This is a genomic window from Williamsia herbipolensis (assembly GCF_036153515.1).
GTDB lineage: Bacteria > Actinomycetota > Actinomycetes > Mycobacteriales > Mycobacteriaceae > Williamsia_A > Williamsia_A herbipolensis.
The window spans coordinates 3,429,626-3,449,636 of sequence record NZ_CP108021.1 but is presented as its reverse complement, the minus strand read 5'-3'; the positions used below and the strand labels follow the sequence as shown (position 1 = coordinate 3,449,636).

The 20,011-nt window shown below is 69.0% G+C and carries 19 protein-coding genes and 1 tRNA gene; 10 read left to right on the top strand and 10 right to left on the bottom strand.

Translation table 11 applies throughout. The features are described from left to right. Nucleotides 1-21 precede the first annotated feature (21 nt). From OG579_RS15810 to OG579_RS15800, 3 genes are read left to right on the top strand one after another with little or no spacing between them, the layout of a single operon-like run. A complete protein-coding gene (locus OG579_RS15810) occupies nt 22-1,866 on the top strand; it encodes a hypothetical protein (RefSeq protein WP_328856713.1) in 1,845 nt (614 codons plus the stop codon). Further along, the gene (locus OG579_RS15805; protein WP_328859325.1) at nt 1,863-2,057 is read left to right on the top strand and encodes a hypothetical protein; all 195 of its coding nucleotides are present in this window, start codon (nt 1,863-1,865) and stop codon (nt 2,055-2,057) included. Before OG579_RS15810 ends, OG579_RS15805 begins: the two co-directional genes overlap by 4 nt. Beyond that, a complete protein-coding gene (locus OG579_RS15800) occupies nt 2,054-3,385 on the top strand; it encodes a hypothetical protein (protein WP_328856712.1) in 1,332 nt (443 codons plus the stop codon). Before OG579_RS15805 ends, OG579_RS15800 begins: the two co-directional genes overlap by 4 nt. A gap of 15 nt (nt 3,386-3,400) precedes the next feature. On the opposite strand, the gene OG579_RS15795 is transcribed toward OG579_RS15800, so the two are convergent. Beyond that, nucleotides 3,401-4,669 carry an NAD(P)/FAD-dependent oxidoreductase gene (locus OG579_RS15795; RefSeq protein ID WP_328856711.1) on the bottom strand — a complete coding sequence of 423 codons (1,269 nt, stop codon included), beginning with the start codon at nt 4,667-4,669 and terminating at the stop codon, nt 3,401-3,403. 156 nt (nt 4,670-4,825) lie between these two features. Here OG579_RS15795 and OG579_RS15790 point away from each other — a divergent pair, with 156 nt between their 5' ends. After that, nucleotides 4,826-5,719, top strand: coding sequence for a LysR family transcriptional regulator (locus OG579_RS15790; protein WP_328856710.1), 894 nt, complete (start codon nt 4,826-4,828; stop codon nt 5,717-5,719). Then, nucleotides 5,719-6,264 (top strand): GNAT family N-acetyltransferase, encoded by a 546-nt coding sequence (locus tag OG579_RS15785; protein WP_328856709.1) that lies wholly within the window; start codon nt 5,719-5,721, stop codon nt 6,262-6,264. Before OG579_RS15790 ends, OG579_RS15785 begins: the two co-directional genes overlap by 1 nt. Nucleotides 6,265-6,337: 73 nt before the next feature. Here the strand turns inward: OG579_RS15785 and OG579_RS15780 are convergent, their stop codons facing one another. Beyond that, nucleotides 6,338-7,456 carry a CaiB/BaiF CoA transferase family protein gene (locus tag OG579_RS15780; RefSeq protein ID WP_328859267.1) on the bottom strand — a complete coding sequence of 373 codons (1,119 nt, stop codon included), beginning with the start codon at nt 7,454-7,456 and terminating at the stop codon, nt 6,338-6,340. Between the two features lie 180 nt (nt 7,457-7,636). On the opposite strand from OG579_RS15780, the gene OG579_RS15775 reads away from it, so the two are divergent. Continuing rightward, complete coding sequence (locus OG579_RS15775; RefSeq protein WP_328859266.1) at nt 7,637-9,049, top strand: MFS transporter; 1,413 nt, start codon at nt 7,637-7,639, stop codon at nt 9,047-9,049. After that, a complete protein-coding gene (locus OG579_RS15770) occupies nt 9,042-9,464 on the top strand; it encodes a MarR family winged helix-turn-helix transcriptional regulator (RefSeq protein ID WP_328856708.1) in 423 nt (140 codons plus the stop codon). The genes OG579_RS15775 and OG579_RS15770 overlap by 8 nt, the downstream gene beginning before the upstream one ends. Here the strand turns inward: OG579_RS15770 and OG579_RS15765 are convergent. After that, nucleotides 9,461-10,474: an isopenicillin N synthase family dioxygenase gene (locus OG579_RS15765; RefSeq protein ID WP_408068688.1), complete on the bottom strand. Its 1,014-nt coding sequence runs from the start codon at nt 10,472-10,474 to the stop codon at nt 9,461-9,463. The genes OG579_RS15770 and OG579_RS15765 overlap by 4 nt on opposite strands. Before the next feature lie 72 nt (nt 10,475-10,546). Further along, the gene (locus tag OG579_RS15760) at nt 10,547-11,017 is read right to left on the bottom strand and encodes a MarR family winged helix-turn-helix transcriptional regulator (RefSeq protein ID WP_045821532.1); all 471 of its coding nucleotides are present in this window, start codon (nt 11,015-11,017) and stop codon (nt 10,547-10,549) included. Nucleotides 11,018-11,115: 98 nt separating this feature from the next. On the opposite strand from OG579_RS15760, the gene wrbA reads away from it, so the two are divergent. Both wrbA and OG579_RS15750 read left to right on the top strand, forming a co-directional pair. Next, the gene (wrbA, locus tag OG579_RS15755) at nt 11,116-11,715 is read left to right on the top strand and encodes an NAD(P)H:quinone oxidoreductase (protein ID WP_045821531.1); all 600 of its coding nucleotides are present in this window, start codon (nt 11,116-11,118) and stop codon (nt 11,713-11,715) included. Further along, a complete protein-coding gene (locus OG579_RS15750; protein WP_328856706.1) occupies nt 11,712-12,494 on the top strand; it encodes a pirin family protein in 783 nt (260 codons plus the stop codon). The genes wrbA and OG579_RS15750 overlap by 4 nt, the downstream gene beginning before the upstream one ends. A 5-nt stretch (nt 12,495-12,499) precedes the next feature. On the opposite strand, the gene OG579_RS15745 is transcribed toward OG579_RS15750, so the two are convergent. From OG579_RS15745 to OG579_RS15720, 6 genes are all read right to left on the bottom strand, one after another. Then, the gene (locus OG579_RS15745) at nt 12,500-13,273 is read right to left on the bottom strand and encodes a PIG-L family deacetylase (RefSeq protein WP_045821529.1); all 774 of its coding nucleotides are present in this window, start codon (nt 13,271-13,273) and stop codon (nt 12,500-12,502) included. Next, a complete protein-coding gene (locus OG579_RS15740) occupies nt 13,270-14,706 on the bottom strand; it encodes an MFS transporter (RefSeq protein WP_328856705.1) in 1,437 nt (478 codons plus the stop codon). Before OG579_RS15740 ends, OG579_RS15745 begins: the two co-directional genes overlap by 4 nt. Nucleotides 14,707-14,780: 74 nt before the next feature. Continuing rightward, entirely contained in the window at nt 14,781-15,131 is a 351-nt protein-coding gene (locus tag OG579_RS15735; RefSeq protein WP_328856704.1) for a PNPOx family protein, read from the bottom strand. A gap of 47 nt (nt 15,132-15,178) precedes the next feature. Then, on the bottom strand, nt 15,179-16,657 hold the full coding sequence (locus tag OG579_RS15730; protein WP_328856703.1) for an amidase: 1,479 nt from the start codon (nt 16,655-16,657) through the stop codon (nt 15,179-15,181). Between the two features lie 118 nt (nt 16,658-16,775). Continuing rightward, nucleotides 16,776-16,851: transfer RNA gene (locus OG579_RS15725), tRNA-Thr, on the bottom strand. Nucleotides 16,852-16,932: 81 nt separating this feature from the next. Continuing rightward, a complete protein-coding gene (locus OG579_RS15720; protein WP_328856702.1) occupies nt 16,933-18,195 on the bottom strand; it encodes a DNA polymerase III subunit delta' in 1,263 nt (420 codons plus the stop codon). 58 nt (nt 18,196-18,253) lie between these two features. Between OG579_RS15720 and OG579_RS15715 the strand changes: the two genes are divergently transcribed. Next, entirely contained in the window at nt 18,254-20,008 is a 1,755-nt protein-coding gene (locus tag OG579_RS15715; protein ID WP_328856701.1) for an adenylate/guanylate cyclase domain-containing protein, read from the top strand. The last annotated feature ends 3 nt before the right edge of the window (nt 20,009-20,011 follow it).

The window sequence follows — 20,011 nt, the reverse complement described above, 5'->3', positions numbered from 1 at the left end:
CGGTTGTTCAATACTGAGACCATGACAACACCGGTTGATGCGGTTCTCGCGGTCGAGGGCTCCGAGGGTGGCGGCGCGGCCCTCGACCAGGTTTTCGGTATGAGTGTCGCGGCGGCCGTGGTCTCGGTGGCGCTGCTGTGGATCGGATGGCGCCACCGGACCCGTCAGATCACCTGGCTGACGTCGCTGGGCGAGTGGGCCGGACGTCGCCTCAACCGACCGCCGTGGGCCGCGCTGCCCGTGTTCCTGTTCGTCTCCACGATCATCTGCGCGCTGTTCGGGTTCCTGTGGGACGTGAGCCTGCACGTGGGCAAGGGCCGCGACGCCGGACCGCTCGCCAACCCCGCGCACTACTTCATCCTCGTCGGCCTGTTCCTGCTGTTCATCGCGGGAATGCTCTCGATCTTCCTGCCGTACGACAAGCCCGGCCGCGCCGCAGTCCGCATCACCCGCACCTGGCACGCACCGATCGGCGGCATCCTGCTCGCGGGCTCCGGCCTGTACGCGCTGATCGGGTTCCCCCTCGACGACATCTGGCATCGCATCTTCGGCCAGGACGTCACCCTGTGGGGTCCCACCCACCTCATGCTCATCGGCGGCGCCGGTATGTCGCTGATCGGCGTGCTGCTCCTCGAGCGCGAGGGCCGCGCCGCCATGGGCGACGACGCCCCGGCCGACGGACGCGGCATGTGGCTGACCCGGTGTCTGGCCTTCGGTGGCCTGCTCATCGGACTGTCGGTGTTCCAGATCGAGTACGACTTCGGCATCGAGCAGTTCCGACTCGTGTTGCAGCCCATGATGATCGCCGGCGCGGCCGCCTTCGCGCTGATCGCCGCCCGGATCACCCTGGGCCGTGGCGCCGCTCTGATCGCCGCGGTGTTCGCCGCCGTCATCCGGGGCGTCGTCGCGCTCGTCGTCGGCCCCGGCCTCGGCGCACCGATCAACGTCTTCGCTCTCTACCTCGGCCCGGCCGTGGTGATCGAGCTCCTCGCTCTCACACCCCTCATCCGCAAGCCGGTGTGGTTCGGCGTCGTCGGCGGCCTCGGCATCGCCACCGCGGGCCTGTACCTCGAATCGCTCTGGATCGACGCGGTGTACCACTACGCGTGGCCGGTCGGCATGTGGCCCGAGGCGCTCGCCATGGCGATCCCGGTCGCCGTCGGGATGGGACTCTGCGGTGCGCTTCTCGGCATCATCCTCATCGGCGAACGCCTGCCGCGACCGAGGTGGGCGACCGTCGCCGTCGCGGTCACCGTGCTCGTGATCGGCGGCGCCGTGGCCAACGGTCTGCGGACCACCGTGCCCGAGAACGCCAGTGCCACCATCACCTTGAGCCCGGCTCCGAGTGTGGACGGCGAGACCCGCGGCACCGCCGTCGTCGCGATCACGCGGAAGGATCTGGTGAGCGACGACCCCGAGTGGGTGACCATGCTGGCCTGGCAGGGCGGTCTCGACAAGTCCCGCGGGCTCATCATCGACCCGCTGGAGAAGATCGGGCCCGGGCTGTACCGCTCGACACGGTCGGTGCCGACGTCGGGTTCGTGGAAGACGCTGCTGCGCGTGCAGGACGGGACCACCATGACCGCGGTCCCGGTGTATCTGCCCGCCGACCCGGGCATCGGCGCCGAGGAGGTGCCGGCGGAACCGAGGATGACCCGCGACTTCGTCCGCGAGATCACGATCCTGCAGCGCGAGCGCACCTTCGACTACCCCAGTTGGCTCTACGGTGCGGCATCGCTGGTCGTCGGGGTCTGCTCGTTGCTGCTGATCACCGCGATGGCGTGGGGTGCCGCGCGCATCAACCGCAACGACGCCACCCCGGTGCGCTCGACGAGCGAGCGGCCGAAGGTGGGGCCGCGCCCGTGACGACCACGACGACGCTGGCGTCGCATTCGCTGCTGTTGGCGCTGCCCGCGTTCGTCCCCGCCGTCCTGCTGGTCGGCGTGATCGTGTTCATCGCGGTGCGGGATCGACGGCGCGGCGACGACGAGGACATCGAGACCGATTCCGCCACCGACGTCGATCCCGCCGGCAGCGACCCGGCCGAACGGCATTGAGCCAGAGCACGATCCTGGCGCATGGGCTGGGCGCGGAATACCTTCCGCTGCCCTACACCTATGCCCTGATCGGTGGTGCCTGGGCGTTGACGGCGTCGTTCGCGATCGTCGCCTTCGCCTGGAAGACACCGCGATTGGATCCGCGGACCTCGGGCATCGGGCTGCCGGCGGCGGTGACGCGACTGGTCGACTCGCGCGGCGTGCGTGCGGTCGTCGCCGGGTTCGCGCTGCTGTTCACGGTGTGGGTCGCGCTGGCGGCCGTCGCGGGCAGCGACGATCCCGAGATCAACCCGCTCCCCGGCGTCTTCTACGTGCTGCTGTGGGTCGGGCTGGTGGTCCTGTCGGTGCTGATCGGACCGGTGTGGCGGGTCATCTCGCCGGTCCGGACCGTGGCACGGCTGCTCTCGACCCTGCCGATCGGTGCGACGGCGCGGCGCGCGTACCCGGAGTCGTGGGGGCACCGGCCCGCCGCGGTCGGGCTCGCCGCGTTCGTGTGGCTGGAACTCGCCTCGCCCGATCCCGATTCGCTGATCGGCATCCGGATCTGGTTGGTGGTGTACGTCGTGGCCATGGCCGTCGGTGGGCTGCTCACCGGCACGCGGTGGTTCGCCCGCGCCGACCCGTTCGAGACCTACGGCGTCGTCGCGTCACGCATCGCACCGTTCTGGCGTGACGACTCGGGCCGGATCGTGATGGGCAATCCGCTGGCGCATCTGTCGACGCTGCCCGAACGACCCGGCATGCTCGCGGTGATGGCGGTGCTGCTGGGTTCGACGGCGTTCGACAGCTTCTCGTCGTTCCCGGTGTGGCAGCGCACCATCGACGATCTCGGCGAGGGCACCGCGATCGCATCGGTGGTGTCGACGGTGACGCTCGCCGGTTTCATCGCGGTGGTGGCGGTGACGTTCTGGGCGGCGACCCGCGCCACCGGCGGCGTGACGCCGCAGCAGCGGCGACGCCTGCCGGTGCAGATGACGCACACGCTCATCCCGATCGTCGTCGGCTACATCCTCGCCCACTACCTGAACTACATCGTCGAGCGCAGTCAGCTGGTGTTCGCCTCGCTCGCCGATCCCCTCGACCGCGGCTGGAACGTGTTGTGGTTGGGCGACATCCACCCCGAGTACGTGCTGTCGTCGCACCCGACGGTGTCGTCGACGCTCAAGCTCGTGTTCGTCGTCGGCGGCCACATCGCCGCCGTGGTCGCGGCACACGACGCGTCACTGCGACTTCTTCCCCGCCGCCACCGGCTCACCGGTCAGCTCGCGTTGATGCTGACGATGGTCGGCTACACGTTCCTCGGGCTGTATCTGCTGTTCGGCGGCTGACCTGAGTCGGCCCGGTCAGCCGGCGATGCGTTCGCGGTGCTCCTGCGGCGTGCGGGTCACCTCGGCGAAGCCCGGGCGGGCGGTGCCGAGGAACGACCGGATCCAGGCGACGACCGCCTTCGCCCGGTTGCCCATGCCCGCGAGGTAGTAGAGGTGCACCGCGAGCCAGGCGCCGAAGGCGAGCAGGCCGCGGAAGGTGATCCGCTCGGTCAGCTTCGCGACCGCGCGTCCGCGGCTGATGATCGACATCGACCCCTTGTCGAGGTAGTGGAACGCGCTGCCGGGGTAGAGCTTGCGCGTGATGATGTCGACGGCGTGGCGACCCTGCTGCATGGCGACCGGGCTCTGGCCGGGGTAGTCGTGCAGCGATGTCATGTCGCCGATGGCGTAGATGTTGGCGACGCCGCCGACGGTGAGATCGTCGTTGACGAGCAGGCGTCCGGCGCGGTCGGTGTCGCACCCGGTCGCCTCGGCCAGGACTCCGGCGAAGCCGCTCGCGGCGACCCCGGCCGACCACACGACGGTGTCGGTGGTGATCTTGCGGGTCGCGGCGCCGTCGTGGACGTCGATGGTGACGACGCCGTCGGCGATGTCGGTGACCATCGATCCGGTGAGCACCTCGACGCCGGCCTTCTCCAACGATGCGCGGGTGTAGTCGCTCAGCCCGCCGCCGAACGCGGGCAGCACCTCATCGAGTCCCTCGACCACGGTGATGGCGACCTCGCGGTGTTCGTGCCGGCGCGCCAACTCGGCGATCTGACCGGCGACCTCGACACCGGTCGCACCCGCACCGACCACGACGAACGTGGTGGCCGCGGTGTCCTGAGCGGGAGCGTCGAAGCATGCGCGCAGGTGCGCGCGCAGACGGGTGGCGTCGTCGATGGTCTTGAGGGCGAAGGTGCGATCGGCGTACTCGTCGCGCCCGAAGTAGCTCTGCGCGGCCCCGGTCGCGGCGATCAGCGAGCCGTAGCGCACGCGGTGGTCACGTCCGTCGGCCCGGTAGGTGAGGACGGCGGGCATCGCGTCGACCGCGGTGACCTCGCCCTCGACGACCTCGACGTCGCGATGCCGGCGCAGCAGTGTGTCGGTGCGAGGTGCGATGTCGTCGCGGTGCAGGACACCGGTTGCCACCTGGTAGAGCAGGGGCTGGAAGAGGTATTCGGGGGTGCTCGAGATCAGCAGAGCGCTCTTGCCGCGACCGCGCAGTCGGCGCGCTGCGGCCAGTCCGCCGAAGCCCGAACCGACGATCACCACGTCGTAGTAGGTCGCATCGTCTGTACGCATCTCGTTCTCCCTCGCTTTCCGATCACTTCTACTCATGACCAACGTCCATGGTGCTGCGGTTTGATCCCGTCGTCACGCGCGTTTCTCAGATGGAACTCATCGCGATCACTCATGAATGGCGGTAACGTTCCCGGGGGACGACACCCGGAGGCCCGAATGGAACTGCGCCAGCTCACCTATTTCGTCGCCGTGTGCGACGAGCTGAGCTTCAGTCGTGCCGCGCAGCGGACGTTCATCTCGCAGTCGGCGATCAGTCATCAGATCGCCCGCCTCGAACGCGACCTCGGGGCCACCCTGCTCGAACGGTCGACCCGTGCGGTCAGCGTGACCGAGGCCGGGGAACGTCTCCTGCCCATCGCGCGCCAGATCATCGACCTCGAGAACCGTGCGTACGCGGCCGTACGTGATCCCGGCTCGCGGGTACGGCTTGCGGCCAACATGACCTTCGCGCGGCGGTCGTTGGCTGCCATCGCCGCGGTCCGCGAACGTCACCCGGGCGTCGAGATCGAGTTCGTCATCAAGAGTTTCCAGCAGCGGGTCGATGCCGTGGTGTCCGGCGACGTCGACATCGCACTCATCCGCGGCACCATCGTCGACAGCCGCCTGCACGTGTCACAACTGTGGGTGGAAGAGCTGACGGTGGCCATGTCGGAGAAGCATCCGCTCGCCGGCACCGCCGATGTCGCGTTGGCCGACCTCGCGCGCCACCCGCTGATCATGCCACCGCAGAAGCAGCAGGTGTTGCTGCACACCGTGATCCGCGACGCGTTCGCCGACGTCGGTCTCACGCCGCGCTACGGCCCACCCGTGCCCGCCGACCACACCGCGACCCTGGAACTGATCAACCAGCCCGACGCGTGGACGGTGCTCTACGACGAACCGCCCGGATCGGCGATCGCCCGACTACGAGAACGTGAAGGGAGACTGCGTATCCCGGTGAGCGCGCTGATGCGCGTCGATGCGCGGCACGAGAACGCCACCGGTGCGCGGGGGGCGATCATGACCGACCTGATGCGATCGCTCGGGCGCGGCGACGGGGCGGTGGGCTGATGGACTGGCCGCGCACCATCCCGATCCTCACCGACGGCGTGATCACCCTGCGGCCCCTCGAGGTCGAGGACGTCGATGCGGTGCTGGCCACCTCCCTCGACCCCGACTCGGCGGCGTTCACCTCGATCCCGAGCCCGTACACCCGCGCCGACGCGGTCGAGTTCGTCGATGCGTCGGCATCGAAGGTGTGGCCGGGTTTCGAGGTGGCCATCGCCGACGCCGACGATGCGCTGATCGGTACCTGCGGCCTGCGCATCCGCGACGAGGAATCGGCCGTCACCGAAATCGGGTACATGGTGTCGCCCTGGGCGCGCGGACACGGGATCGCCACCCGCGCGACGGTGTTGCTCGTCGACTACTCGTGGGCGATCGGCGCGCGGCGCATCGCGTTGGACGCCCACGCCGACAACCCGGCGTCGCGTCGTGTGGCCGCGCGGTGCGGATTCGTCGAGGAGGGCGTGCTCCGATCGGCCCGCCTCGGCAAGGGCGGCCGCCGCCACGACGTCGTCCTCCACGGCCTCCTCCCCACCGACCCCCGCCCGTGACCCCCACCCGCCAGTTGGGCACGTAACGACCGCAGTTGGGCACGTAACGACGTCAGGTGGGCACGTAACGACGTCAGGTGGGCAGCACCGGCGGCGGGAGGCGGTAGGTCGGCGGTGTCAGCGACATCCCGATCGGGTTGCCGACGGCCGGGATGTCGGTGCCCTCGACGTCGACGGCCGGTTCGATGCCGATCGAGCGGGCGAAGGTGAATGCCTCGGCGATGTCGTTGATGGGGCCGGCGGGCACACCGGCGCGGGTGAGCACCTGATACCAGCGGTCAGCCCCTTCGCGTCGCAGCTTCTCGGTCAGGTCGGCGACGAGGGCGTCGCGGTGGGCGACGCGCGCGGTGTTCGTGGCGTACCTCTCGTCATCGACCAGCTCCGGGACGCCCAATGCCGTTGCCAGACGGGCGAACTGCGTGTCGTTGCCCACCGCGAGCGCCAGGGGACGATCCGCGGTCGAGAACACCTCGTAGGGGACGATGCTGGGGTGGCGGTTACCCATCGAGCGCGGCACGACATCGGCGCCGAGGTATGCCGTGGTCATGTTCGCCATGGACGACAGCGCCACCATGAACAGGTTGAGATCGACGCGCTGTCCCTCGCCCGTCCGGTCGCGGTGCCGCAGGGCCGCGAGGATCCCCGCGACGGCGTGCACGCCGGTGAGGACGTCGACCACGGCCACACCCACCTTGCTGGGCGAGTCATCCGGGCCGGTGATGCTCATCAGTCCGCTCATGGCCTGGATCAGCAGGTCGTACCCCGGGATGTCGGCGCCACCGTCGCGCCCGAAACCGGTGATGGCGCAATAGATGAGATCCGGCTTCTCGGCGACGAGGGTGTCGTAGCCGAGTCCGAGACGCTCCATGGTGCCGGCCCGGAAGTTCTCGATCACCACATCCGATCGGCGCACCAGGTCGCGCGCCCGCTCGCGCCCGTCCTCGGTCTGCAGATCGACGACGAGTGAGGTCTTGTTGCGGTTCACCGACGCGAAGTACGTCGCCATCGGGTCGGTGCTCTCGTCGGCCGGCAGGTACGGCGGCCCCCAGGACCGGGTGTCGTCGCCGGTGCGCGGACGCTCCACCTTGACCACCTCGGCCCCGAGGTCGCCCATCATCATCGTCGCGTACGGCCCGGCCAGTACCCGACTGAAGTCGGCCACGACGACGCCGTCGAGCGCGCCGGTCATGATCGCGCGGTCACGTCAGGAGAACTGTCCACCCGACAGACGCTATCGGCACCCTCGGCGATCGGTTTCGACATGGTCGGCGGCGTGGGGTGACCCATCCCACTCGCGAATCGCTTGATCGACTAACAGTTGTACTTTCACAATGGTTTGGTGGACGAGATCGAGTACAGCGCGCGGCGCAAGATGATCATCCTGGGGACGTGTTGTCTGAGCCTGCTCATCGTGTCGATGGACGCGACGATCGTGAACGTCGCCATCCCCGCGATCCGTCGCGATCTGAACGCCTCGGTGTCGGGTCTGCAGTGGGTGATCGACATCTACACGCTGGTGCTCGCCAGCCTGCTGTTGCTCTCCGGTGCCATGGCCGATCGCATCGGCCGCCGACGCATCTTCCAGATCGGCCTCACCGTCTTCGCGCTCGGATCGCTGCTCTGCAGTCTCTCGACCAGCGTCGAGATGCTCATCGCCGCGCGATTCGTGCAGGCGATCGGCGGTTCGATGCTGAATCCCGTGGCGATGTCGATCATCACCCAGGTGTTCACCGGTCGCGCCGAACGTGCACGCGCCGTCGGTATCTGGGGTGCGGTGGTCGGCATCTCGATGGCCCTGGGGCCGATGGTGGGCGGCGTCCTCATCGACCTCCTCGACTGGAAGGCGGTGTTCTGGATCAACCTGCCGATCTGTGCCGCCGCCGTCGTGTTGGCCGCGATCTTCGTGCCCGAGTCGAAGTCGTCGACCGTGCGTCGACTCGACCCGATCGGTCAGGCGCTGGGCATCGTCTTCATGGCGGCGCTGGTGTCGGGACTCATCGAGGGCCCGAACATGGGTTGGGGTGACCCACGATCGCTCGCCATCTTCGCCGTGGCGATCATCGGTCTGGTCGGCTTCATCCGCCACGAACGCCGTCATGCGTCGCCGTTCATCGACCTGCGGTTCTTCCGCAGCGTCCCGTTCGCGACGGCCACGGTCATCGGCATCCTGGCCTTCGCCGCGTACGGCGGATTCCTGTTCCTGATGTCGAACTACCTGCAGAACGTCCGTGGGTACTCCGCCATCCACACCGGCGTCATCTACCTCCCCATCGCGGTGGGCACGCTGATCTTCTCGCCGATCTCCGGTCGACTCGTCGGCAAGTACGGCACCCGCCCGTCGCTCATCGTCTCGGGCCTCCTGCTGGCGGTGGCATCGATACTGCTCACCACGTTCACACCCACCACACCCGTGTGGCAGCTCATCATCACCTTCGGACTGTTCGGGGTCGGGTTCGGTCTGGTCAACGCCCCCATCACGACGTCAGCGGTCAGCGGCATGCCGCGCGACCGGGCCGGTGCGGCCTCGGCCGTGGCGTCGACGAGTCGCCAGCTCGGCGTCAGTCTGGGTGTCGCGATCAGCGGCTCGATCGCCGGCGCGGCGGTCACCGCGTCGGACGGCTCGTTCACCGACGCGGTGCAGCCGCTGTGGTGGGTGACCACCGGCCTCGCGCTCGCGATCACCGCGCTGGGCATCATGAGCACCACCGCGTGGGCGAAGAACACCGTCGAGAAGACGGCGTTCCTGTTCACACCGACCGAACCGAAGGACCCGGCGCATGTCTGATGCGCGCACCCGCGCCTGGCAGGTGATGGCGCACTTCGTGATCGACAACCGCGGACCGTGGCGCAAGGCCATGATGGCCCGGACCGGGTTGCCGTTCAATCACTTCCGGCTGCTGCGGCGCGTCGCGGCGGGCCCGGTCACCATCGGCGACCTGGCCGCCGCGGCCTCCATCGACGCTCCGGCGGCGACGGTCGGGGTGAACGAACTCGAGAAGCGAGGTCTGGCGGAGCGGTCGGTCGACCCGACGAACCGACGCCGGAAACTGGTGTCGCTCACCGATGCGGGGCGCGCGATGCTCGACGACGCCATGGCCACCGACGACCCCGCGCCCGACGCCTTCTCCGCCCTCGACCCCGACGAGGTGGCCACCCTGGTGACGCTCCTGTCCAAGCTCGAGAGCGCGGGCAGCCGCTAGCGGGCGTCGAGGACGCGTTGCGCCTCGCGGATCGCTGCTGCGTTCGACCGACCCTGCCGTGAGCCCGCCAGCTTCGCCGCGATGTGGTCGCGGACCCGGATCGGTGCATACGCCAGACCGTCTGCGGCGGAATCGAAACCGGGAAGCGTGGCGATCACCGCATCGGGATTGCCGTCGTGGAAGAACGCCGCCGAACGTCGCCGTCGGATCGCGCCGTCGACCACCGGCGGTCGCACGCGATGCAGGGTCGAACGCCATTGATCGTTGGTGAGCCGCGCGGTCAGGTCACCGAGGTTCACCAACAGCGCTCCGTCGATCGGCGACACGTCCTGCCACCGCCCATCGGGGCCGACGATCTGCAGTCCCGGGATCGGATCGGCCCACAGGACGGTGACGATGCCGAAGTCGGTGTGTTCGCCCATCCCGGTGAGCTCACCGTCCGGTGCGAGGGTGCCCGGCGGCAGCGCGTAGTTGTTCATGCGCAGCACGTCGATCGAGTGGTCGGTGATCGCCGTGAAGAAGTCCGGCGGCAGGTGCAGTGCCTCGGCGAAGATCGAGGTCAGTGCGCGTGCCACCCGTCCGGCCTCGGCGAACCAGGCCTCCACGTTCTCGCGGAAGCCGGCGACGTCGGGCCAGAGGTTGATGCCGTAATCGTTCTCGTCGAGGTCGAGGCCGGGGAACGATCGGCCCTCGACACCGACGTTGAAGGCCTCGAAGAAGTCGTTCATCCGGGCCGCCGACTCGACGCCGAGACTCAGGCTGAGCGACTCGCTCTTCGGCGGGCTGTATCCGCGATTGGCTCCGGGGACCCGATAGCCGGCGCGCACCTCGGCCGGCAGTGCGAAGAAGGCATCCATCGCGTCGGCCAGTCCGTCGGCCACCGCGGCGTCGATCCCGTGACCCACGATCTGCAGGAAGCCGACGCGCCTACAGGCGTCGTCGACCTCGGCGACCACGTCGTGACGCGGTCCCGACAGATCGATCACAGGAACCTCGATGACGTCGCCCATAGCCGTCGATTGTCGTCCCAGGGCACGCACCACGCACGGCAGCACTCGGCACAAAGTTGTCGATGAAACCACTCACCGACGAGGCGCCGTCTCCGACATGTGACTGCGCATCTCGCTGTAGGTCGAGGTCAGCCGCTCGACGTCGCGAGGCGAGAGCACGTCGAAGACGTTCGTGCGCACCTCGGCGACATGTCCGGGACTGGCATCGGCCAACTTCGCGGCGCCGGCGTCGGTGAGCACCGCGAGCGCGCCGCGGCGATCGTCCGGACACGGCACGCGCTCGACCCATCCGGACTCGACCAATCGGTTGATCGCCCTGGTGACGCCACTTCGGGTCGCGGTGACGGCGGTCGCCAGCATCGACATGCGCATCCGCCGTTCGGGCGCCTCGGACAGCGTGACCAGCAGTTCGTAGTCGGTGAGCGAGATCCCGGCGTCGCGGGCGAGCTGCTGGTCGAGACGCGTGACCAGCATCCGCATGGAGTCGAGGTAGGCACGCCACATCCGCTGCTCGTCCGCGGTGAGCCATTGCGTCTCGGTCATGCCTCCTAGAATACGACATTTGGTTGACAACGCAATCATCTTCGGTACCGTCGGGGACGACAGTCCGCGCGACCCCACCGACGAAAGGCGTCACCGACATGACCAAGCTCGCGATCCTCTACTACTCCGCCACCGGCCACGGGACCACGATGGCCAACACCATCGCCGCCGCAGCAGAGAAGGCCGGCGCCGAGGTGCGTGTGCGCCACATCGCCGAGACCACCGACCCGTCGGTGTTCGCCGAGAACCCGGCCTGGACCGCGAACTATGAGGCCACCAAGGATCAGCCGGCTGCCACCGGCGACGACATCGTGTGGGCCGACGGCGTGATCTTCGGCTCGCCGACCCGCTTCGGCAACACCGCGGCCCCGTTCCAGACCTTCATGGACGGCCTCGGCGGTCTGTGGGCCCAGGGCAAGCTCGCCGACAAGGCCTACGCCGGGTTCACCTCCAGCCAGACCCTGCACGGCGGCCAGGAGACCACGCTGCAGGCGCTGTACACCTCGTTCATGCACTGGGGCGGCATCATCGTGGCGCCCGGCTACACCGACGGCCTGAAGTTCGCCGACGGTAACCCCTACGGCGTCGGCCACGTCACCGGCCCGAACAACACCGACGAGATCAACGACGCCACCACCGCCGCGCTCGAGCACCTCGGCACCCGTGTGGTCACCATCGCGGGCAAACTGGCCTCATGAGCACCGCGGTCACCCCGAACATCGATCTCCGTCGTTCCGACGACCGGTACAAGACCCGGATCGGGTGGCTCGACTCGAAGCACAGCTTCTCGTTCAGCAGTCACTACGATCCGGACAACACCCACCACGGGGTGTTGCTGGTCAACAACGACGACATCGTCACGCCCGGACAGGGTTTCGACACCCATCCGCACCGTGACATGGAGATCGTGACATGGGTGCTCCAGGGGTCACTGGTCCACCAGGACTCGATGGGGCACTCCGGGGTGATCTATCCCGGTCTCGCACAACGCATGAGCGCCGGCACGGGCATCATGCACTCGGAGAAGAACGACTCGTGGCGACTCGGCGACGTGGCGGGCGCGTACCGCTCCGAGCACGCCGAACCCGTGCACTTCGTACAGATGTGGGTCGTCCCCGACGAGGCCGGTATCACCCCGACCTACGAGCAACTCGAGATCGATCACGATCTGCTCTCCGGTGGGTTGGTCCCGGTCGCTTCGGGGATGCCGCAGTACGCCGACCACTCGGCCATCCGCATCAAGAACAAGTACGCGGCCATGCATGTCGCACGACTGCAGCCCGACGCGAGCCCGGTCACGCTCCCCGACGCGCCGTTCCTGCACGTGTTCGTCGCGCGGGGCACCGCCTCGCTGGAAGGGGTCGGTCCGCTGACCGAGGGAGACGCCGTGCGGATCGCCGGAGGCGGTGGTCAGACGCTCTCGACCGACGTCGGCGCCGAGGTCATCGTGTGGGAGATGCACGCCACCATCGGCTGAACCGACTACAGCGGCAGACGGTCGCGCATCGGCTCGAGCACGAGATCGGCACGTCGGAACGACTCGAGACCGAACGCCGCGGTCAAGATCTCGACCGGCATCTCCAGGAACGGCCCGAAGTCACCGATCTGGGTGGCGTGGGCGACCATCGCGGCGCGCTTGATCTCGATGAGGTCGCTCACGTCGACCTCGACGGTGATCTCGGCGGCCGGGACGCCGAACGTCTCGATGTCGACCGGGGACTCCTCCTCCGACCACCGCGGATTGATCTTCATCATCTCGCGCATACGGTCGCGGTTCGCCACGTTCTCGAAACTGTGTGGTGTACCGGCGATCTCGGCGGCACGCCGACCGACGTGGTGAACCGCGATGTGATCGGGGTGCCCGTACCCGCCGTTGCTGTCGTAGAAGGTGACCACGTCGGCCTTCTCCTCCACGAGGATGTCGGCGAGGCGCTGTGCCGCCGTCTCGACGTCCACGTTCGTGAACGCGTCGGGGTTGGCGTTGTCGTCGGTACCGGCCATCCCCGAGTCGGGGTAGTCGAACATCACGAGTCGATGCACGCCCAGGATCTCGGCCGAGCGCTGCAACTCGACACGACGTCGCTCGAGCAACGACTCCCCCTCGGCCAGCAGGTCCGGTGGGAACTCGCCCCGCGCCCCGTCGGTGGCCGTCACCAGCACCACGCGGTGACCGTCGTCGGAGGCGCGGCGCATCGTGCCGCCGGTGCTGAACACCTCGTCGTCGGGATGGGCGTGGAAACACACGAGAACGCTCACAGCTTGTCGGCCACCTGCACTGTCGGGCCCGCGAGGGCGTTGGTCGAGAGCTTAGTGGCCCGCACGTGGAGGCACAGCACCACCAAACCGCCCACGGCCGAGATGACCGCCGTCACCACCGATGCGGTGTTCCAGCCGTGGACGAGATCGGCGGTGACCGATCCGGGTCCCGGGTGGGTGGCGATCACCGACACGATCGTCACACCGATCGCCGACCCCACGTAGCGGGCGGTGTTGTTGGCCCCACTGCCCATCCCGCCGCGTCCGGCCGGGACACTCGCCACGGCCTCCTTACCCAGGTTGGCGTTCACCACGCCGGTCGCGATCCCCGCGAACAGCAGCCCCGGGAGGAATCGCGGCCATCCCGAGCCCTCACCGATTCCGGTCAGACCGGCGAGACCGACGGCGACGCCGAGCAACCCGACGCCGAGCTGGACCCGTCCCGAGATCCGGGCGGGGATGCGGCGGGCCAGCAGCGCGGTGACGACGGATGTGCCCGACCACGCGAACAGCAGCAGCGCGGCGCCGAGAGCCGAGACCCCGAGCGCCGCACCGAGGAAGCCCGACATGTAGGACATGAGCGCGATCGCACCGGCACCGATCGCCACGGCGGCGAGGGTGGCGGCCCCGAAGGCCGGTGATCGCAGCAGCGACAGGTCGAGCATCGATGTCGCGCTGCGGTGTTCGACGATCACGAACGAGGCGAGCAGCACCGCCGATGCGACGAACACCACGATCACCACGGGCTGCCCCCACCCCTGCCGTCCCTCGACGAGGCCGGCCAGCAGGGTCGCGATCCCGCCGGCGAACAGCAGGGCGCCCGGCAGATCGAGACCACGCGGTGTGTCCGAACGCGATTCGGGCACCACCCGTTCGGCGACCCCGGCCAGGACCAGCGACGCGGCGGCGAGGACCCAGTAGGCGTCGTGCCAGCTGTGCGCCTTCTCCAGCAGTGCCGAGAGCAGCGGCCCGATCGCGATACCCGCGCCCACGCTCGCTCCCCAGACACCGCTCGCCGCCGCCCGCGCCGGGCCGGGCGCGAAGGTGTGGGCGATGATGCCCAGGCTCGACGCGATCACCGCGGCCCCACCGATCCCGACGACCACGCGGGTCAGCACGAACACGAGGACATCCGGGACCAGCACGCCCACAACGGATCCGACGGCCATGAGGACGAGACCGAGGGTGAGGGTGCGACGACGACCGAAGTCGTCGGCGATGGTCCCCGCCGACAGCAGGGCCGCGGCCAGGCCGATGCTCATCGAGCTCAGGATCCAGGTCTTGCCGCTCACGTCGGCGCCCAGCGATGCGGCGGTCACGTTCAGCGTCGACAGCGGCGCGGTGAATGCGACCAACACCAGCAGCGTGCCCAGGGCCGACACGACGAGGGACCGACGCGAGGACGCTGCGTCGGTCGGGGTGGCTGCGGTCATGGGGGATCCTCGTCCGAGTACGCGGCAAACTATACGTGAGTAAACCTAGCAGGTGCCGCGCTGCCTGGCCCGCGTCAGCGGGCGGACGATTCGAGGTCGATGCGCACCGACACCGCGCCGGAGTCGCTCCGCGAGGTGACCGCGTGGCCGGCGCGTTCGACGCCGGCGATGTCGACGGTGACGCGATCCCCGGTCCCGGTGAAGTTGCGCCACCAGTTCTTCTTGTCCGGCATCATCACCCGCACCGTCAGCGTCTCGCCCGATCGCGAGAAGCTCACCGGCAGGCTGATCGTCTTCCCCGACTTACGACCCGTGTAGGTGATGATGGCCGTGGACTTGCCGATCACCTTGTCCAGCAGGGGAACCCGCATGAGACGTGTGAAGAACGAGTTCCACACCGCAGCCGATTTCTGGAAGGTGTTCACGAGCGTCTCCTCTCCTCGCGGACCGCAAGCCCCGAACCGGTTCGAGCCTACAAAGCGGGACGGCGATCGCGCCATGGCGACGCCTGCTCGAGCTGTCCGGCCAGCGAGAACAGCAGGCCCTCGCCGCCGGGTGGAGCCACGAATTGGATGCCGATCGGTAGGCCGTCGGGCGCCTGGTGCAGCGGGATGCTCGCCGCCGGACGACCCGTGAGGTTGGCGAGCTGCGTGTAGGGCACCCACGACAGGTTGCGGAGGATCGCCGCGGTGACCGTCCCGGTCGCGTCGATAAAGCGGCCCAGTCGGGCCGAGAGCACCGAGCGTGCCGCGAGTCGCTCGAGTGACGACGTCGCGTAGTCGCCCAGACGGGGCGCGGTCCGCGCGATGGTGGGTGTCATCAGCAGGTCGTACCGCTGGTGGAACTCACTCAGCGCACGGACGTGGGTGTGCCATCGTCCCAGTGCCGCCTCGAGCTCGACGGCGCTGGTGGTGCGACCGATGGCGGCTATCACCAGGGTGTCGAGCTCGAAGTCGGAGGTGCCGGCGCCGCCGGCGCGCAGGTCGTCGACCGCCGAGGCGACGTGCACGAACCACGGCACAAGGAAGTCGTCGGCGAGCTGCTGTTCGTCGATGGCGGGGCGCGCCTCCTCCACGACGTGGCCGAGATCGGTCAGCAGATCGCTGGTCGACGACAGCGCATCGAGCACCGCCGGGTCGGGGGTGTCGTTGAGCGCGGAGAGCCGCTGCACACCGATCCGCAGCGGGCGCGGTGCGCGCGACACCGCGTCGAGGTAGCCGGTGTCGGGGTCGGCGAACACGAACGGCGGGGCCAGAGGATCGGTCCCACGCAGCACGTCGAGCATCGCGGCACTGTCGCGGACCGTACGGGTCACCACACCGGTCACGGCCGAGCCGTGGTGGAACTCGCTGTGGCCGGGACCCGTGGGCACCACCCCGCGTCCCGGCTTCAGTCCGAACAGCCCGCAGCACGCGGCCGGGATGCGGATCGAGCCACCGCCGTCGCTGGCGCCCGCCGCCGGGACGATTCCCGCGGCCACCGCGGCCGCCGAACCACCCGACGAGCCGCCCGGTGTGTGGGCCAGGTCCCACGGATTGTGCGTGGCGCCGAACGCCTCGGGCTCGGTGGTCCCCTTGGCGCCGAATTCGGGCGTGTTGGTGCGGCCGAAGATGACCAACCCGGCGTCCAGCCAACGAGTGACCACGGTGTCGTCCTCGGCGGCGACGGCGTTCGCGCATGCACGAGATCCGTTGTTGCTCACCACACCGCGCTGCGACTGGTACAGGTCCTTGACCAGGAACGGCACCCCGGCCAGCGGTCCGGCCAGGGGACGTGACGCGCGGTCGCGGGCGGGGGCGTCCTGACGGACGGTGATGGCGTTCAACGACGGCTCCACGGCGTCGGCACGCGCGATGGCCGCCTCGAGCAGTTCTGTCGCAGTCACCTCACCGCGGGCCACGAGGTCGGCCAGGCCCACCGCGTCGTGTTCGACGTACTCGTCGTGCCGCATCGCTCCCCCGATGATCGAATGCCGATACGCCGACGACGATAGTCATTCGGGGGGCACCGACCGTCGATGTCGGAGGGTCACCCGTGCGGGGGACGGCGTCGCTGTGACGCCGAACAGATGGAGCCGCCTGCGAGAATCGAACTCGCGACCTTTTCATTACGAGTGAAGCGCTCTACCGACTGAGCTAAGGCGGCGTGCCGCCCGAAGGCAACGTTCCCGAGTGTATCGAGCGTGCGTGGCAGGGGACAAACCGCGCCGGGTCGACCGCCCCGGGTCTAGCGACGCAGAGCGGTGGCGACGTCGGCGACCATGGCGTCGACGGCGAACTTCGGTTTCACGTTCACGTCGAGGGCCTCGCGGCACGCGAGCACCGCCTCGACGCAGCGGAGCAGCTTCTCGGGTGAGGCGAAACCGGCCATCCGCAGGGTCTGCTCGGAGTGGTCGGGATGCATCGCGGCGACCGGCGCGGCGTAGGAGGCGACGACGGCGTCACGGAACAGCGCGGCCAGATCGACGAGTGCCCGGTCGAGCACGTCACGCTGCAGACGGGTGCGACGCGACTTCTGTTGCCGCTCCATGTCTTTGAGGAAGCCCGCGGTGCCGCGCATCGCGCCGCCGGCGCCCTTGCCGGTGCCGCCCGCGCCCAAGGCTGTGCGCATCTCCTCGGTCTCGGCCTCGTCGAGCACGGCGCTGATGGCCTTCGCCGAGTTCTCGGCGGTCTTCACCAGCGCCTCGGCCGCGCCGTACGCGGTCGACTCGTTGGTCGCCGCGCGTGCGAGACCCAGCGCCTGATTGCGTTCGGAGCGCGCCGATTCGTCGGTGGCCAGGCGCCGTGCCCGACCCACGTGGCCGCCGCTGACCGACGCGGCCCACCGCGCCCGCTCGGCGTCGATGCCGTCGCCGACGAGCACCTCGGCGATCGAGTCGACGCCCGGCATGGTCAGCGGGACGTGGCGGCACCGCGAACGCAGCGTCACCGAGATGTCCTCGGGATCGACCGACGGCGCACACAGCAGGATCACCGTGCGCGACGGCGGCTCCTCGACCACCTTGAGCAGTGCGTTCGCGGCCTGCTCGGTGAGCCGGTCGGCGTCCTCGATGAGAACGATCTGCCAACGCCCCACCCCGGGACGACGCGACGCGATCTGCACCGTCTCGCGGATCAGCTTCACCGAGATCGTCAGGCCCTCCGGGACGATCCGGCGCACGTCACCGTGAGTGCCGGCCATCACCGTCGCGCAGGCGTGGCAACGACCGCACCCGACCTCGCTCCCGGGCGCGCCGGTGGCGATCTCACACTGCAGGGCGGCGGCGAAGCACTGCGCGGCCACCGACCGGCCGCTGCCGGGCGGACCCGTGAACAGCCAGGCGTGGGTCATGGAGTTGCGAGGTGCGGGTACCGCGTCGCCGAACATCGACTCGGCACCGCCATCAGCGTCGTCGAGGGCCGCCGAGGCGCCCACCGCCGACCGTGCAGCGGCCGACAACTCGTCCACCACGGCCTGCTGGCCCACCAGGCGATCGAACACCGACGTCACGGGAGCGATCGTAATCGCGCGCTCCGACACCCCCTGTCGGCACTGTCACCAACGGCAGATGCCGACCCTGTGCGCCCGCTACCGTGAACAGGTGGTCCAGAGACAGTCGCGTCTGCAGCGGGGTGTGCACCTGTTGCGGTGGCTGGCGCACACACCGTGGCCGATCCTGGCCCTCGACCTCGTCCGCGCGAACATCATCGGCGCCCTGTTCACCTTCGCGTTCCTGCGGTTCGGCATGCCGTACCAGTACACGGTGCGAATCCAGGAGATCAGTGTCTCCAACCAGGCCGTGTTCGTCGCGTACCTGGTGGCCGCCACCTTCGTCGGCGGGTATCTCAGCATCCTGCTGACGCTGCCGGTGCTCATCTGGCACCGCCGGCGCACCCGTCTCGACAACGAGATGGCCCGCAATCGCGCGCTGCGACTGCCGGTGCTGCTCACCGCGGTGAACCTCGGGTTGTGGACCGTCGGTGGCATCCTGTTCGCGCTGCTGAACCTCCCCGCCTCGGGCGCGACGGCGCTGGTGGTGTGGATCGCGTCGGCGATCGGCGGTTTCGTCTCCTGCGTACTGGGTTACATGCAGTCGGAGAAGGTGTTGCGTCCCATCACCGTCTCGGCGATGGCCAACGACCCGACGAGCGCCGTCGCGCCCAGCGTGACCGTCCGCATCACCCTGTTCTGGAGTGTCAGTGTGGTGGTGCCCCTGCTGGCGATCGTCGGTCTCATCGTGGGCCAGCAGTTCGGGCTGGTGCGCACCGACGCCGAGGGTCTTCAACGGCCGCTGCTCTGGCTGGCCGTCGCGTCGGTCGTCTTCGGGTTGATCGGTCTGGTGCGGCTCGTCGGCGCGATCGCCGATCCCATCAAGCAGCTCCGCAACGCCCAACGCCTGGTCAGCGAGGGCAACTACGACACCTCGGTCCGCATCTACGACGGCAGCGACCTGGGTCTGTTGCAGGCCGGGTTCAACGAGATGGTCGGCGACCTGCGCGAACGACAGCAATTGCGGAACCTGTTCGGTCGCTACGTCGGCGAGGACGTCGCACGACGCGCCATCGAATCGGGTACCGAACTCGGCGGCGAGGAACGCTACGTCGGGGTGTTGTTCGTCGACATCGTCGGATCGACCCGACTGGCGGTGACCCGCCCGCCGCGCGAGGTCGTCGATCTGCTCAACGACTTCTTCCAGGTGGTCGTCGAGACCGTCGGTCGCCACGGCGGGTTCATCAACAAGTTCCAGGGTGACGCCGCACTGGCGATCTTCGGTGCGCCGCTGGACCTGCAGGACTTCGCGGGTCAGGCGCTCGCCGCGGCCCGCGAGCTGCGCATCGAGCTCGAGCGGACCCTCGGCGAGACCGACGTGGGCATCGGCGTCTCGGCGGGCAAGGCGATCGCCGGCCACATCGGATCCGAGCGACGACTCGAGTACACCGTGATCGGCGACCCGGTCAACGAGGCGGCGCGGCTCACCGAGATGGCCAAGGACGAACCGACACGGGTCCTGGGATCGGCGCGAGCGGTGTACCTGGCGTCGGATGCCGAGGCCGAGTGCTGGGACATCGGTGAGGGCGTGGAGCTGCGCGGTCGGGGCATCGAGACCAAGCTCGCGCGTCCGAAGTTCGCGCTGGTCATCGAGGACGACGGAGATGTCGACAGCGAGACCGACGGCGTCGTCGACGCGGCCGTGGGCGCCTCGCACACGACACCGTCGGGCACGCGCGGCTCCGCCGACGTGGGATCCGAGGTCGACTCGGACGCCGGACCCACCGGGACCGTCGACGAGGACGACGACGAGGAGTCGCGCAGCAGCGTCTGAGCG